This is a genomic window from Empedobacter sp. GD03797 (genome assembly GCF_029842105.1).
In the GTDB taxonomy this organism is placed as follows: Bacteria; Bacteroidota; Bacteroidia; order Flavobacteriales; family Weeksellaceae; genus Empedobacter; species Empedobacter falsenii_C.
On record NZ_JAOCFS010000002.1, the window covers coordinates 82,929 to 99,004 of the forward strand.

The 16,076-nt window shown below is 29.8% G+C and carries 11 protein-coding genes; 5 read left to right on the forward strand and 6 right to left on the reverse strand.

What is annotated here, in order from left to right; genetic code table 11:
• Nucleotides 1–42 precede the first annotated feature (42 nt).
• The 3 genes from N5D90_RS02320 to N5D90_RS02330 form a co-directional block, all read right to left on the reverse strand.
• Nucleotides 43–2,445, reverse strand: coding sequence for a heavy metal translocating P-type ATPase (locus tag N5D90_RS02320; RefSeq protein WP_280061440.1), 2,403 nt, complete (start codon nucleotides 2,443–2,445; stop codon nucleotides 43–45).
• Nucleotides 2,446–2,530: 85 nt separating this feature from the next.
• Nucleotides 2,531–3,853, reverse strand: a complete 1,323-nt coding sequence (locus tag N5D90_RS02325; protein ID WP_280061441.1) for a PAS domain-containing sensor histidine kinase — start codon at nucleotides 3,851–3,853, stop codon at nucleotides 2,531–2,533.
• Nucleotides 3,853–5,199 (reverse strand): sigma-54 dependent transcriptional regulator, encoded by a 1,347-nt coding sequence (locus tag N5D90_RS02330; RefSeq protein WP_280061560.1) that lies wholly within the window; start codon nucleotides 5,197–5,199, stop codon nucleotides 3,853–3,855. Before N5D90_RS02330 ends, N5D90_RS02325 begins: the two co-directional genes overlap by 1 nt.
• A 191-nt stretch (nucleotides 5,200–5,390) precedes the next feature.
• Between N5D90_RS02330 and N5D90_RS02335 the strand changes: the two genes are divergently transcribed.
• From N5D90_RS02335 to N5D90_RS02355, 5 genes are read left to right on the forward strand one after another with little or no spacing between them, the layout of a single operon-like run.
• Entirely contained in the window at nucleotides 5,391–6,632 is a 1,242-nt protein-coding gene (locus N5D90_RS02335; RefSeq protein WP_280061442.1) for an efflux RND transporter periplasmic adaptor subunit, read from the forward strand.
• Nucleotides 6,633–6,636: 4 nt separating this feature from the next.
• Nucleotides 6,637–7,347, forward strand: coding sequence for an ABC transporter ATP-binding protein (locus tag N5D90_RS02340; protein WP_280061443.1), 711 nt, complete (start codon nucleotides 6,637–6,639; stop codon nucleotides 7,345–7,347).
• An 11-nt stretch (nucleotides 7,348–7,358) separates the two neighbouring features.
• Nucleotides 7,359–8,177 carry a GIN domain-containing protein gene (locus N5D90_RS02345; protein WP_280061444.1) on the forward strand — a complete coding sequence of 273 codons (819 nt, stop codon included), beginning with the start codon at nucleotides 7,359–7,361 and terminating at the stop codon, nucleotides 8,175–8,177.
• 22 nt (nucleotides 8,178–8,199) lie between these two features.
• Nucleotides 8,200–10,614, forward strand: a complete 2,415-nt coding sequence (locus tag N5D90_RS02350) for an ABC transporter permease (protein ID WP_280061445.1) — start codon at nucleotides 8,200–8,202, stop codon at nucleotides 10,612–10,614.
• Between the two features lie 10 nt (nucleotides 10,615–10,624).
• A complete protein-coding gene (locus N5D90_RS02355; protein ID WP_280061446.1) occupies nucleotides 10,625–11,914 on the forward strand; it encodes a TolC family protein in 1,290 nt (429 codons plus the stop codon).
• A 57-nt stretch (nucleotides 11,915–11,971) separates the two neighbouring features.
• On the opposite strand, the gene N5D90_RS02360 is transcribed toward N5D90_RS02355, so the two are convergent.
• From N5D90_RS02360 to N5D90_RS02370, 3 genes are read right to left on the reverse strand one after another with little or no spacing between them, the layout of a single operon-like run.
• Nucleotides 11,972–13,120, reverse strand: coding sequence for a cytochrome-c peroxidase (locus N5D90_RS02360; protein WP_038334456.1), 1,149 nt, complete (start codon nucleotides 13,118–13,120; stop codon nucleotides 11,972–11,974).
• 7 nt (nucleotides 13,121–13,127) lie between these two features.
• A complete protein-coding gene (locus N5D90_RS02365) occupies nucleotides 13,128–14,726 on the reverse strand; it encodes a DUF6850 family outer membrane beta-barrel protein (RefSeq protein ID WP_115000543.1) in 1,599 nt (532 codons plus the stop codon).
• 12 nt (nucleotides 14,727–14,738) lie between these two features.
• Nucleotides 14,739–16,067 carry a DUF4876 domain-containing protein gene (locus tag N5D90_RS02370; protein ID WP_115000542.1) on the reverse strand — a complete coding sequence of 443 codons (1,329 nt, stop codon included), beginning with the start codon at nucleotides 16,065–16,067 and terminating at the stop codon, nucleotides 14,739–14,741.
• Between the last annotated feature and the right edge of the window lie 9 nt (nucleotides 16,068–16,076).

Here is a 16,076-nt window from a genome sequence, read left to right on the forward strand (position 1 = left end):
CTAAATATTTAGCCGATTTTTTTATAAATATTTTAGAGATTATTAAATCTTTTTATACTTTAACAATAAACTATTTGTTACAACACTTACGCTACTCAAAGCCATTGCTGCGCCAGCAATCATAGGGTCTAACAAAAATCCGTTAATTGGATAAAGCACTCCAGCAGCGATTGGAATTCCGATTATATTGTAAATAAATGCCCAAAATAAATTTTGATGAATTGTTTTGACCGTTTGCGTAGATAAATTAATTGCATGATCTATTTTTGTCAAATCTCCTCCAATCAACGTAACTTCTGCCACATCAATCGCAATATCAGAACCATTACCCATTGCAATCGAAACATCTGCCTGAGCCAACGCTGCACTATCATTAATTCCATCACCAACCATTGCAACAACTTTTCCTTTTTGTTGCAAATCTTTGATAATATTCATTTTATCATTTGGTAAAGCATTTGCGACCACTTGATCAATTCCGACTTGTTTTGCAATTGCATTTGCCGAAAACTCGTTGTCACCAGTTACCATCCAAACTTCAATTCCTTTTTCATGAAAAGCTTTAATAGCTTCAACAGAAGTTGCTTTTATTTCATCAGAAATTCCAATTAATCCCAAAACTTTTTCATCATTTCCAAAGAAAGAAGTGGTATAATTTTTAGTCGAAAAATCTTGAATAGCTTGTTCAACCTTTTCATCAATCTGAATATTTAATTCATTTATCCAACTTGTTTTTCCAACATAATAAACTTTATCTAAAATATTAGCTTTCAAACCTTTTCCAGATACATCTTCAATTTTTAGTTCAGGTAAAATATCTTGCTCTCCAATATGTTCTGTAATCGCTTTTGCTAAAGGATGTTGCGAATTATTTTCGATTGTATAAAGTACATTTTTAGCAGAATCATCAAACCAAATCAATTCTTGTACTTTCGGTTTTCCTTCGGTAATTGTTCCTGTTTTATCTAAAATAATTGTATCAATTTTCTTCGCTAATTCTAAACTTTCGGCATTTTTGATCAAAATTCCTTGCTCAGCACCTTTTCCCATTCCAACCATAATCGCGGTAGGCGTTGCCAATCCAAGTGCACAAGGACAAGCAATAACAAGCACAGTAATCATCGATAAAAGTGCCATTGTAAAAGCATTTTCTTGACCTAAAATTAACCAAGTAATAAACGTTAAAATTGCAATAATAATCACAATCGGAACAAAAACACCTGCAATTTTGTCTACCAATTGTTGAACTGGCGCTTTACTTCCTTGTGCATTTTTTACTGATTGAATAATTTGAGACAAAAGTGTATCATTCCCTACTTTCAAGGCTTTATATTGAATAGGAGAGTTTTGATTTAAAGTTCCTGAAAAAACATTCGCATCAATTCCTTTTTCTACCGGAATTGGCTCTCCTGTCAATGAACTTTCATCGATAAAAGATTCTCCCGAAACAATAATTCCATCAACCGCAATTTTATCTCCAGGTTTTGCAACAATCAAATCGCCAATTTGTACATCTTCAATCTTCACTTCAACCTGATTTCCATCTTTCACAACCAACACAGTATTAGGTTGTAAACCGATTAATTTCTTGATCGCTTCGGAAGTATTTCCTTTCGCACGTTCTTCCATCAATTTACCAATCAAGATAAAAACGATGATTAAACCAGCAGCCTCGAAATAAGGATGCGCGTGTAAACCTTTGCTGTGCCAATATTCTGGAAATAATGTATTGAAAACGCTAAAAAGATAGGCTACACTAGTACTCAAAGCAACCAAAGTATCCATATTAGCCGATTTATTTTTCAATTGTTTCCAAGCACCGACGAAAAATTGTTGTCCAAAAATAAAAAGAATTGGCGTAGAAAGTGCCCACATAATGTAATTTCCGTAAGGCATATCCATAAAAAACATTCCGATAATAAATAAAGGAACTCCAAAAATTAAAGCCCAAATTACTTTATTTTTCAGTGTTTTATACTTTTCTTCGTGAAGTTGTTCTATTTCTTCATCTTGATTTTTAGACTCATCAATCACCAAATCGTATCCAACTTCTACTAAAGCATTTTTCAAATTTTCTGGGGAAACAAGAGTAGGAATGTACTCGATTTTTCCCATTCCATTTCCGTAATTCACTTCCGCATTTACAACGCCCAACTGACGATTAAGATTTGCTTGAGAACTGCTCGCACACGAAGCACACGTCATATTGAGAACGGGATACGACTTTTCGACAGAATCTATCTTGAAGTTATTTTGCTTTAAAGTTTCATAGATTTTAGGGGAAACTTTCCATAATTTTTTTGCCGAAACATTAATCGTTTTAGCGTTTAAATTCACAGTATATTCATCAAGATTTTCTGTTTCAGAAAGTAATTTATTGATTAATTCAACATCTTTTTCTGAATTCAAATTGATAATCGGTATAGTAAGTGTTTGTGCATTCATAACAGTAATTTTATAGGACAAATTTCCAAAGATTTTGGCGAGAAAGTATTATATAATTAGAGGTTAAAGTTACACTTTTTACCAATTACTTTAAGATGATATTAAAACGTTTTACTCCATCATTTTGTTGATAATACAAATAACCTTTGTGCGCTTCTATAATGTTTTTGGAAAGTGTCAAACCAATTCCTGCACCATCTTTTCGAGTTGTATAAAAAGGTAAAAATATTTTGGAAATGATTTCTTCATCAATCAATTGTCCAGAATCTTGAATAATAATTTGCAATCGATTATCGGTTTGTTTCGATGAAATTTCAATTGATTTAATTTCTGCATTTTCTAATGAATAAATCGCATTTTTGATTAAGTTAATCAAAACTTGTTCAAACAAAATTCGATCAATTTCAACTTTAATATTTTCTGGAATTAAATTCTGAAATACAATATTTTTTTGATGAAATTCAGCCGAAAAAGATTGCTCAATTCCTTGGATAATTTCATACAAATTTTGTGTCGATTTAACAGGATTTGGTAACATGGTTAATTGACGATATTGCTCTACAAACGTCTGTAAATGCTGACTTCTATTCATAATTGTATCCAAACTCAAACGAATATCATCATAATCATTTTTATCTAAATTGTCCGTTTCAAAATAAGTTTTTGTGGTATTTGCTAATGAATAAATAGGCGTCAAAGAATTGATGATTTCATGCGCAATGACTTTCATAATATTCATCCAAGCCTCTTTTTCAGTGGAATCAATCACGCGCTGAATCGAATCAATAAAAATAATCGCATATTCATCATGAGCAATCAACGTTTTTGTGTTCTGAATCAGATAAGTTTGTCGCTCTTCATCATTAATTTGTATGTCAATTGTACTTTTAAAATCATCAAATTCTTTATTTTCTAAAGTTTCACAAAACTGTGGAATCAATTTTTTTAGATAATTCCACGAACTTGATTTTGGAACGCTAAATATTTGTTGAAAATGATGATTGATAAATATAATTTTTCGATCATTTTCTTCTTTTTTAAGAATCAAAAAACCAAACGGAACTGCATTCAATAATTGATGATAAATGATTTCTTTAGACGAATTTAAAACATGTTCTTCTTTAATTTTATGATATAATTTTAATGCAGAATTGTCTTTTTTATATTGATTTTGATTAATATTTAAGCTAAAGTCATTATACAATAAAGCATCTATAATTTTTTGATTTTTAGAAAGATAATTTTTAGAAAAATGAATTATTTCCGTAATCGATATAATTGTAATAATGGATACAAATGTAAATGAAAACCAATAATTTTTGATTCCAATAAAAGCCAACATAAACAGAAGAAATGCTAAAAAAAGTATTCTAAATACTAACTGAAAAATAAGAGAATTGCGTTTCATTATTTATAATTCGTAATGTTATATTTTTCTAATTTTCGATATAAAGCAGCACGAGAAACACCTAAATTTTCTGCTGTTTTACTAATATTTCCTTCAAAAAAGTGTAAACGTTCTATAATTTTATTTCGTTCTATTTCATTCAAATTATTTGAATTATCAGTAATTTTTTGAGGAATAAATGTTGTAAAACCTAAATTTTCGATCGTAATTTCATTTTCTTCCGCTAAAATAACTGCACGTTCAATTCTATTTTGCAATTCTCGAATGTTTCCGTTCCAATCGTAGTTTTCTAATTGATACAAAATTTGTTCATTAATAACTGGTTTTTCGACCTCATATTTATCAGTATAAAGTTCTAAAAAATAATCAATTAAAGGTTTAATATCTTCTTTTCGTTCGCTAAGATTCGGCATTGTAACCGAAATGGTATTGATTCGATAATACAAATCTTCTCTAAAATGACCAGTTTTTATAGCTTTTTCAAGATTCGCATTCGTAGCAACAATTATACGAACATCGACTTTTCTTGGTGAACTTTCTCCTAAACGAATAATTTCTTTATTCTGAATCACTTGCAAAAGTTTTGCTTGCAAATGATTTGGTAAATTCCCGATTTCATCTAAAAAAATCGTTCCATTATTTGCAGCTTCAAATCGACCAATTGTATCTTCTTTCGCATCGGTAAATGCTCCTTTTTTATACCCAAACAACTCACTTTCAAATAGATTTTCATTCAAAGAACCTAAATCAACATGAATAAATTTTTCTGTATTTCGTGTAGAATTTTCATGAATTGATTTTGCCAAAACTGATTTTCCGGTTCCATTTTCGCCTAAAATCAAGATTGTTGCATCAGTTTTTGCAATTTTATTGGTGATTTTATATACTTTTTCGATACTTGGAGAATTTCCATAAAACAACTTATTTTCTTTTGGTTCTTTTATTTGCTTCGATTTTCTACGCTGTTTTATCGCTTCTTTTATAAGATCAACCAATTTATCATTATCCCAAGGTTTTAAAATATAATCAATCGCACCTAATTTTAAACCTTCAACCGCAGTTTCTACGCTTCCATAGGACGTCATCAAAATTACTTTCGTTTTTGGTTGCGCATGTTGAATCTCTTTCAGCCAAAAAATTCCTTCTTTTCCATCTTCATAACCTGTTCTAAAATTCATGTCCATTAAAACAACATCAATTTCATTTTCTACCAAGATTTGTGGAATCTTTTTGGAATCAGAACAAGTGATAATTGTTTCGAATTGACGTTTCAAAAGTAGTCGACTTGCAATTAATATTTCTTCTTGATCGTCTAAAATCAGTATAGTGGCTAAAGTTTTCTTCATATTTAGTTTTGTCATGTGTCCGTTTCTGAACAAATAAGTGTTCGTTTTCGGACAGTCAATTTTTATTATAAGTTTTTAAAAGAATTGATTTCAATGCTTTAAGAAATTATAAATTTTGGGCACATTTATTACGTATTGATAATTAGTAAAATAACCATAAATAAACGGCTGTTTGGTAAATTTAATAAATAATGGATACGAAAATCAATCAAAAAAATAAAAAATATAAACGCCTCGGAATAATTGCTGTGACAACCATAATTTTAGGTGGTTCGAGTTTTTATTTGATGAATCGACCACGAGCTTTAACTGTAAGTGCAAATGAATTGATGATAAAAGACGTTTCTGAAGATTATTTTGAAGATTTTGTTGTTTTTCAGGCACAAATAGAACCAATTAATTCAATCTTTATCAATGTGATAGAAGGTGGTTCTGTTCAAGAAATATTTGTAGAAAATGGAGAAATGGTTACAAAAGGTTTGCCAATTGCACGATTATATAATCCGAATACGGAACTTAATTTTTTGACGCAAGAAACGGCAATTATCGAACAAATGAATCAATTAAATGTTGCAAAACTATCTATTCGGAATCAAGAATTGGATTTATCAAAGGATTTTGTAGGAATTGAACACGATTTTAATCAATCAAAATTAGATTATGAATTGAATCAAAAATTGTATAATAGAGAAGTGTTAGCGAAAAATGAATGGGAAAATACAAAGGAAAAAATGCGCTACCAACAAGAACGAAAAGCAATTATACAGAAAAGTTTAGTTAAGGAACGTGAATCAAATTCGATTCAATTAAAACAAATTAATGAAGCTTTAGCTATCATGCAAAAAAGTTTGGTAACACTTCGAAAAAATAAGCAAAATTTCTTGGTTTTGGCACCTGAAACTGGTCGTTTAAGCTCTTTTGAAGCGACATTAGGACAATCAATAGAAGCAGGGAAAAGTATTGGAAAAGTGGATATTCTAAGCGGATACAAATTGGTTGCAATGGTTGATGAATATTATTTGGATCGAATACAAGAGAATCAATATGGACAAATCGAAATTAAAGGAAAAATCATAAAAGTAAAAGTGACTAAGATTTCTCCAGAAATAAAAAGCGGAAAATTTAAAACAGAATTAGAATTTATTGATAAAATTCCCGAAAATTTACAAGAAGGTTTATCCGTAGGAGTAAAATTGATCTTATCCGAAAAAGAAAAGAAATTAGTTATTCCAAAAGGATCCTTTTATACAACAACACAAGGGAAATGGATTTTTGTTATCAATAACGATAAAGCAACACGTAGAAAAATTGAATTAGGTAGAGAAAATCCGAGTGTTTACGAGGTGATTTCAGGATTAAAAACAAATGAAAAAGTAATTATTTCGAATTACGAAGATTATAAAGAAGTACAAGAATTAACAATAAAAAAATAACATCATGATTAAAATAGAAAACTTATCAAAAATATTTATTACAGAAGATGTTCAAACAAAAGCTTTGAATGGGATTAATTTAACAATCAATTCTGGAGAATTTATTTCCATTATGGGACCTTCGGGTTGTGGAAAATCTACTTTATTGAATATTATTGGATTATTGGATTCTTTCAATGAAGGAAGTTATGCTTTGAATAATCTTGAAATGTCTAATGCCAACGAATCGAAACGTTCTCAAGTTAGAAAAGAAAACATAGGATTTATCTTCCAAAATTTCAACTTAATTGATGAATTATCAGTTTATGATAACATTGAATTGCCTTTGATTTATTCTAAAGTTTCAAGCTCAGAACGAAAAAAACGAGTACAAGAAATTGCAGAAAAATTAAATATTGTTCATCGTTTACAACATTATCCACAGCAACTTTCTGGTGGTCAACAACAACGTGTTGCAGTTGCAAGAGCCTTGGTGATTAATCCTAAAATAATTTTGGCTGATGAACCAACAGGAAATTTGGATAGTATCAATGGAAATGAAGTGATGGAGCTATTAACCGATTTACATGCGCAAGGTTCTACAATTTTGATGGTAACGCATTCAGCTCATGACGCGGCTTATTCTGATAAAATTATTACCATGAAAGATGGTGAAATTCTTTCTGAAAAAATGAATCAGAAAAATGTAAATGTTTTTGAGAAAACTAAAATTTAAATTGATAAACCATGAAAAATTATATTCTTCTATTGTTCAATTTGACAACAATCTTATTGAATGCTCAAATTACAGAATCAAGAAATATTGAAAATTTTAACGAAATTATCTGTAAATCAGTCGTAAATATCAATTACTATAACTCAGATTCTCCAAAAGTAATTGTCGAGACAGATAAAAAAGAAAATTTAAATTACATTATTACAAGTACAAAAAATAATGTTTTAGAAGTTTATATAGATACTAAAAACCAACCAAATGTTACAATTTCAAAGATTGATATAAGTGTTTATGGTATAGCTTTAGAAAGGATTTCGATGACTTCTGGCTCAAAAATCTCGTTTGAAGATAATTTTAAATCAAATGTGTTGAGAATTAAACAAACTTCTGGAGCACAAATCGTTTTTAAATCTCTAAAAACCGATCATTTAGAGATTGATTTGTCGTCTGGTGCTCAATTGAATGGAAATATCACCTCTAAAACTATAACTTCTAAAATGAGTTCTGGATCTATTTGGGAATCAAAAATCAATTCAGAAAACACAACGATTAATATTTCAAATGGAGCAATAGTTTCTTTAAAAGGAGAAACTAAACAATTAGATATAAAGGCGACAAGTGGATCCATTTCAGACTTGAAAAAACTGAATGCAACAAGAGCAAATTTGATAGCAAATAATGCTTCTTCAATTACAAGTTGGGTTTCACAAAAACTTTTAGTAGATGCAAATACAGCTAGTAAGATTACGATAAAAGGTTTACCAACTGATATAACAATTCAGCGTGATAAGCTTTCTAAAGTTTTGAATGAAAATGGTGGTTCTTATTAATTCGAAAAAAATAATATAATCGATGCTAAAAAATTGGTTTAAAATATATTTAAGAAATACGATCAAGAACAAAGGATTTACATTTCTTACAATTCTTGGTTTAGCTATCGGAATTGCTGGTGTTATTTTTTCGACTTTATATTGGAAAGATGAAACGAGTTACGATAAATGGAATCCGAATATTGATCGCGTATTTGAAACATTAACTGTATTTCAAAAAGGTGGAGAAACTTGGCCTACAAGTGTTGAACCTTTACCTCGTTACTTAAAAGAAAAATCAGATAAGATAGAAAGTTATTGTTGGTTTGAAGGTTGGTATGGACAAGAAACTTTTTACGTCGATAATAAAAAAGTTTATGTTACTGGAATTACTAGTACAGATCAGAATTTTTTTGATTTTATTCCATTCAAGTTTGTAAAAGGAAGTGTAGATAATTTTCGAAAAAATAGATATGGTGTTGCAATAGAAGAAAAAGAGGCAGCTAAAATTTTTGGCACTGAAAATCCTGTAGGAAAAACTTTGACAACTTTTGATGGCAGAAAAATGCCTATTTATGGAGTTTTTAAAACAAACAAGTATACTAGTTTTCAACCTAAAATGGTTGTTTCAAATATCTATAAACGTTTAGAAGATACAAAAGATCAATGGGGAAATTATGGTTCTGGATTATTTATCAAATTAAAAAATACTGCTGATAAAGAAGAAGTTGAAAAATTAGGAACACAACTTTTTTATGAAAATAATACTTTAAAAAATGCAAAAAACGAAGGAATACCTGTAAAAGAATTTGTAAAGATTTATGAACCAGTAACTGTAAAGTTCCAATCATTAAACGACTCAAGATTAAATGCAAAAGTTTCTCGATTGCCAGAAGGAATGGGGAATAAACTATTCTTACAAATCAATTTAGGGTTATCTTATTTAATCTTGATCTTATCGATTATCAATTATATAAATCTTTCTACTGCACAAGCAATTAGAAGAGCGAAAGAAGTAGGAATAAGAAAAGTTGTTGGTGCTACAAAAAGAAATATTGTTTTACAATTTATCATAGAAACTACAATAACCACAGTTTTGTCATTTATTGTTGCATTAGCTTTTGTTGAAGTTTTTTTGCCTACATATAATCAATTAATTGACAAAAATTTAGAATTGTATATTACTTCGTTTATTCCATATTTGATTGTAATTTTTGTTATCGTAGTTGTTATTGCTGGAATTTTCCCTGCTATTTATGTTTCAAATTTTAAAGAACTGAACGTTTTAAAAGGTAATTTTTCAAGAAGTAAAAATGGAATTTGGTTACGAAATGGAATGTTGATTTTACAATTTTCAATTGCTACATTCTTTATTGTTGCAGGAACTCTTGTTATTCAACAAATGAATTACATTTCAAAAAAAGATTTAGGTTTCTCAGGTAATCAAGTAATTAGTATTCCATTTAAAAGACAAGATTTAGCTGATAAAAAGTTTGATTTTTATAACAGTTTCAAACAAGATTTACTAAAAATAAAAGGTGTACAAGCTGTAAATGCTACTGCGTTCAAGTTTGGTTCTCTTGGAGCTATGTCTAATACAAGTTTTCGAGTAAAAGAAAAACAATTGGTGACAGATAATATGGGAATTGATTTTGGTTTTTTGGATATGATGAAAATTCAATTAAAAGAAGGAAGAGATTTAAATCCAATGATTTCGTCCGATACAATTTCGAATGTATTAATAAATGAAACCGCAAAAAAATATTTTGGAGAAACGTTGAAACTGAATGATGAATTTGAATGGAATGGACAAAAATTGAAGCTTATTGGTGTAACAAAAGATTTCAATTTAGGAGAACCGCAAAATAAAATACGACCAATGATGTTTTTCCATTTCAAAGTTGTTGATTGGTTATCGTACAATTTGCAAGATGTTTTGATTAAAATAGATACTGATAAACAGACCATAGATAATATCGAGAAGTTTTGGAAAGCCAAAGTTGATCAAGATTATCCTTTCGAATATGAATTTGTAGACAAACAGTTTGCACGTTCGTATGAAAATTATACAAAACAAGAAAAAATGTTCAAGATCTTGAATGTTATTGTGATTACAATTGCGTTGTTTGGATTATTCGCGCTTTCATCTTACACAATCGAACGTAAATACAAAGAAATAGCCATTCGAAAAGTTTTAGGTGCTGAAACGTCTTCTTTACTACGAATTTTATCAAAACAATATATCTATTTCGCATTTATAGGTTTTGCACTTGCAATTTTACCAAGTTATTTTTTGATGCAAAAATGGTTAGAAAACTTTGCTTATCGCATTGATATCTCAATCTGGATTTATGTGTTTGCTTTTGTTTTATTATTGAGTTTAACCTTAATTGTTGTTTTAATAAAAGCTTATTCTGCTACACGAATCAATAGTTTAAATTACCTGAAATACGAATAATTCTCTATTTATGAATGCTAAATATTTTTTATTAATGGTTGTGCTTTTCTCATTTTTGGGAAAAGCACAAAACCTAACGTTAGAAGATTGTTTGAATTTAGGGAGAGAAAATCAACCTGATTTTAAAATTCAGTCGATAAAAATTGATCAGAAAGTGAAAAATAAACGTTCTTTTGCTTCGCAATTTTTACCAACTATTGATGCTTCGGTTTCGCATGCGTATAATTTTGGATCCTCAATTGACCCTTCAACTAATACAAGAGAACCTTCTAATATTCAGTCAGATAATTTATCAATTAATGCTCAAATTAATTTGTTTGATTTTTCTAAATTAAATCAAACAACAATTCAAAACTATGATATCGAATTAGAAAAACTTGAATTAAAAACAATTCAAAATCAATATGATTTGTTAGTTTTAGAAAAATATATGGCGGCTTTGGCTTTGCAAGAATGGCGAATTGTTTTGAAATCTCAAATGGAAAATTCTCAGATACAATTTGTTCGAATTTCAAAGGAAGTAGAGGAAGGGAAGCGCCCGAAAAGTGATTTTTATGATATTCAAGTTATCGTACTTCAAGAACAAAATGATTTGGAAAAATCTAAACATGAAGAAATTATAAGTAAAACTCAATTGATTCAATTACTGAATATTACAAGTGTTTTACCAGAAAACATGACGTTACAACAATCTTTATTAGATGAAATAAATCAGAATGAATTCAATTATTCAACTTATCCATCTATTGAAAAATATGAGTTGAATATGAAGAAAATCAATGAAGAATATAAACAGTTATTTGGGAAATATCTACCAAGTTTATTTTTGAATTATTCATACGGAACTTTTTATGCACAAAAAATTAAGAGTTTAGCGGATACAAATTTTCAGTTTGGGAATCAATTAAAAGACAATAAAAGTCAATACATTGGCTTGAATCTTTCTATTCCGATTTATTCGAGAGGAAATACAGCGCAACAACGTGAATTGAAAAAAATTGAATTGCAATTGAATGAAGCGCAAAAAAATAAAGAAGAAAAACGTTTAAATGATTTGGTCAATCTTGAATTAAAAAAACTGAATTTATTAGAAGATTTGACGAAATCTTTAATTGAAATTGTAAAAGCTTCTGAGCAATCTTTTGAAACTACAGAAACAAAATATAAATTTGATAAAGTTGATGCTTCGGTTTACAAATCGTCTAAAAATCAAGTATTGCAATCAAAATACAATGAACTCAATAATAATTTGAGTCAAGTATTTATTCAAAATCAATTAAAAATTTTAGTAGCTAATTAATCATCCGAAAACAAAAAACGACTCAATTTATTGAGTCGTTTTGCTATTTATAATTTGTTATTTATTTGGTAATTGCGGTGGACGCATTTTGTATTGATTCTGTTTCAAACTCATCAAAAAAGCTTCTAACGCATCCATTTCCGAAGCAGTTAAATTCAATTTCTGAACTAACTCTGTTGTTTTCGGAAATAATGAATCATTTTTCTGTTTCTCATTTGGTTGAAAATGAAACATTCCGGCATTGTACATATTGATTACGCCACGAATTGTAGGGAAAAGTCCGTTGTGCATATAAGGTGCATTTTGAGGAACTTCTCGCAATGAAGGTGTTTTGAATTCGCCAACATTTTTAGCCAATTTAGTTGTATTGTATAAACCTAAATCTTCGTATTCTCGACCATAATATGTCAAACCAATATTATGAAATTTATTATCCGAAAAATACGCTGTATTGTGACAATTGATGCAACGCGCTTTTGTGCGGAAAAGATGTAAACCTTCAATTTCTTGATCAGTTAATTCATCCGATTTTCCTGCAATAAATTTATCAAATCTATTTTTCGGAGATAAAATTGTACGTTCAAAAGTTGCAATTGCTTTTGTAATACGGTCATTCGTTACTTTTTCGTCACCAAAAGCGGCTTTAAATAATTCTTTGTAACCATTAATTTCAGCAATTCGTTTTGTTGCAAAATCAATGTGATGATTCATTTCTTTTTTATCACGAATCGGAAATTCTGCTTGTTCTTCCAATGTTTTTGCACGACCATCCCAAAACATTACTTTTGAGTAAGCAACATTCATCAAACTCGGCGAATTACGCGCTCCCAACTGTCGATCTTCACCATAAGGAACACGACGACCATCGCCCCAATTCAACTCAGGATCGTGGCAATTTGCACAAGAAATTTGATTGGAATTTGATAAACGAGGATCAAAAAATAAGGATTTTCCTAACTCAGCTTTCTCTTTAGAATACGGATTATCTTTAGGAAAAGGAACTTCGCCTAATGTACCAATATCTTCAAAACCATCTTTCAAAACACTTTCGTCCACAATTGGTTTAGGCCATTTTGACTGATCTCCGCTACTATACAATGCACGTAATTCGGTAACTGTATAACCTTGATCGATTATTTTGTTACTATTAAACGCATAAAATAGAGTAGTCGCACCAAATGCAACGATTGGAAGCATTTTTTTCATCTTCATTCTAATAATTTAATTGAATTCCGAAATTCATTAAATACGTATTATCTGTATTGATTTCGGTAAAATTGCTCTTATTTGTTGCAAATATACCTTTTAACTGCGTATACAACTCGATTGTTTTATTGTTTTTTACAGGTAAAATGTAACGAATAGACGTTGAAGCATCAAAATGATTGGTTGTATTGTACGCATAATCATAAGCCGCAACATTGTTGTAAAAAGTATCTTCGTTTACTCCAGTCATTTTTGTATAATCAAAATAAGAATCTAACAATGCATAATAATTAAAAGCTAAACCGACATTTAATTTCGAATTATTATTCAACATCAAATCTTTATTTCCATAAATACCAACATCCAACGATTTAATTTTCATGTCATATATCGCTAAAGCATCGTAATATTTGTTCTGATTATAGCTTGTTTTGAATCCAAGAAAATAATTCATTTTTGTAAGATCACGATTCGCTAAATTAACATCTAAATTTAGATTTTGTAAACGATTTTGATAATTCATTCCACCGATAGAAACATCGTAATTTTCGCCATCTTTTCTCGAAAAATCTAAACGCGCATTGATTGTATTGTTATCAAATTTTGTCATAAAATTCGCATAAGCAAAATGCTCGTTGATATCCCAAACATAGATAAAGAACTTATCTTCTTTGGTTTTGCTATCATACATTCGCTGTTGATTTTCTTGGTAATTGTAACCTAAAATCAACTTTGTATTGTCTGAACTAAATTGATATCCACCACCGATTTTAGAAATGATATTTCGTGTAAAATATTCGTAAATTGTTTTTTCGTTATCTATTTTATTTCTCAATGGATTATTAATTTCGCGACCATAACCTGCCATGTAACGCAAATAGGTACTTGAATTTTCTTCTACATCTTGATTTCTTCCTTTATACTTTAAGCTATAATCCTTGTCTTTTCGACCATATGCACCTAATACAAAAATTTGATGTCCATCAAAAATTTCATAACCAACTTGAATTTCTCCAACTAATTTATTGTTTTTGATTTCTGGACGAGGATCTAATTTACGCGCCATTTTATTGACATTCAATTCGGCTTTAGCAGCTAATGTTAAGTTTCCAAAATTTTTCGAAACTCCACCACGAATCAAATATTGCTGATTATCCCAATCTGCTGCACGCGGAACGTAGAAATATTGCGGAGAAAGCACTTGTTGCTCATCAGTACGTTCATCAGAAAGATTCCATGATAGATTTTTTTCATTGAATTTCTGCAAATCTATCATTCCGAAAATTCTAAAACCATTTTCAGTTGTGTACAAACCTTCGCTCAAAAAACCATAACGATTTGTTTCTTCGGCTGTTTGTTTACGCGCAAATTGATTGTTTTGATGACTCAAATAAATCCCTGTATGTGTATAATCTTTAATCGGTAAAGAATGTGTTGCAACGGGTAATTGCCAATTCAAATCTTTTACAACTTGTTCAGCTTCGTTAGAAGTTACTTTTATCGAATCATTTTCTTGTGCAAATGATGTACTTCCGAAAAGTAAACACGCAAAAGAAACAATTTTCAATAATTTGTTATCGTATGTTGTTAAATCAATTGATTTCATGTTTTTTAATTTCTATTGCGCAAAAATCTTTGGTTCAGCTTTGATGTTTACAAAATCGTTTGTGGAATTGTTTGTATCCTTCAAAATTATACGACCATTAATTGTTTTTTGAGTTTTACGAATAATAGATGTTGATGTATAAGAACCCGCTGTTAAATAAGCATAACCAGCATCTTGTTTGTTCTGTAATTTTTTCGGAACCAATTTAGTTCCCATATCTTGTGTTGTTTCTACAGCATCTAAAATAAAATCATTCGGCAATTGTAAATATTGATATGTTGTTTTATTTGATGGATTTCTCACCTTACCAAAACCATTTATATCATTTTCATCAGCTCTAAAAAGAATATAAGCTTGACGACCTAAATTGTCTAACAATAAATCTTTATTTCCATTTGCCCACCACACAATATCTAAATCTGGAACAGCAGGATTTTGAATATCATACGAATATTGAGAACCTAAATAACTCGTCATATTTACCTCAAAATCGGCATTTGATAAGTCGACCGTTAACTCTGGTTTCAGAATTTCGATCACTTTACCATTTGCATCGGTATAATTTCCTTTATGATTTATCGCCGTTTGCGCAATTGTAATACTTTGACCTGGTTGAACTGGATAAGTCGTTCCATTTCCTGGAATACGAACCGCATTCGCAACATACACATAACCCGTATTCGCTTCAGCACCTTTTGTATTTCCTTCACCTTTGGACCAATCTAATTGTCCATTTGCTTGAGAATATGATTGAGATTCGACTGTATTAGCACCAAATAATTGCCCAAAAATTAAACCATCTGCATAAATTACTTCATTCGAATTGTTGTAAATCTCAATAAATTGATCTCTAAACAAAGCGCCTTCTTTGATATCAGAACCTCCGTAATAGATTTGTTTTAAAATTAAACCACCAATTATTTTAGCCGAATTCAACTCTATAGCAATTGAAATATTTGAAGAATTTACACTCACATTTTGCGCAGATCCATTAAACTCAATATTATCTTCCGTTCCTGCATCATATCCAAATAAAGTTTCAAACTCTGCTGGAGTCAATGAAAAACTAACATTCGCTGAATATGTTCCTGGAATTAGTTGAGGAAAAACCGCTTCACCATTACTGTTAGTAACCGCTTCATATATCATTCCTGTTTGCGTATTTTTAAGAATTGTTTTCGCATTTACAGGTAATTTTGAAGCATCAAAATCGCTATCAAAAGTAACCTTTGTTGTAAATGTAACGGGTTGAACCGCTGAATTTCCAAAATCATCATCAGAACAAGAATTAAATAATAAACTTGCTAAAATAGGAGTGAGAAGTATATATTTTTTTAACATAATAATCTT

Bases quoted from the DNA above. Each gene is read 5' to 3' on its own strand.
- N5D90_RS02370 (WP_115000542.1), bottom strand. From the start codon at position 16,067: ATGTTAAAAAAATATATACTTCTCACTCCTATTTTAGCAAGTTTATTA.
- N5D90_RS02325 (WP_280061441.1), bottom strand. From the start codon at position 3,853: ATGAAACGCAATTCTCTTATTTTTCAGTTAGTATTTAGAATACTTTTT.
- N5D90_RS02355 (WP_280061446.1), top strand. From the start codon at position 10,625: ATGAATGCTAAATATTTTTTATTAATGGTTGTGCTTTTCTCATTTTTG.
- N5D90_RS02345 (WP_280061444.1), top strand. From the start codon at position 7,359: ATGAAAAATTATATTCTTCTATTGTTCAATTTGACAACAATCTTATTG.
- N5D90_RS02350 (WP_280061445.1), top strand. From the start codon at position 8,200: ATGCTAAAAAATTGGTTTAAAATATATTTAAGAAATACGATCAAGAAC.
- N5D90_RS02360 (WP_038334456.1), bottom strand. From the start codon at position 13,120: ATGAAAAAAATGCTTCCAATCGTTGCATTTGGTGCGACTACTCTATTT.
- N5D90_RS02340 (WP_280061443.1), top strand. From the start codon at position 6,637: ATGATTAAAATAGAAAACTTATCAAAAATATTTATTACAGAAGATGTT.
- N5D90_RS02365 (WP_115000543.1), bottom strand. From the start codon at position 14,726: ATGAAATCAATTGATTTAACAACATACGATAACAAATTATTGAAAATT.
- N5D90_RS02330 (WP_280061560.1), bottom strand. From the start codon at position 5,199: ATGAAGAAAACTTTAGCCACTATACTGATTTTAGACGATCAAGAAGAA.
- N5D90_RS02335 (WP_280061442.1), top strand. From the start codon at position 5,391: ATGGATACGAAAATCAATCAAAAAAATAAAAAATATAAACGCCTCGGA.
- N5D90_RS02320 (WP_280061440.1), bottom strand. From the start codon at position 2,445: ATGAATGCACAAACACTTACTATACCGATTATCAATTTGAATTCAGAA.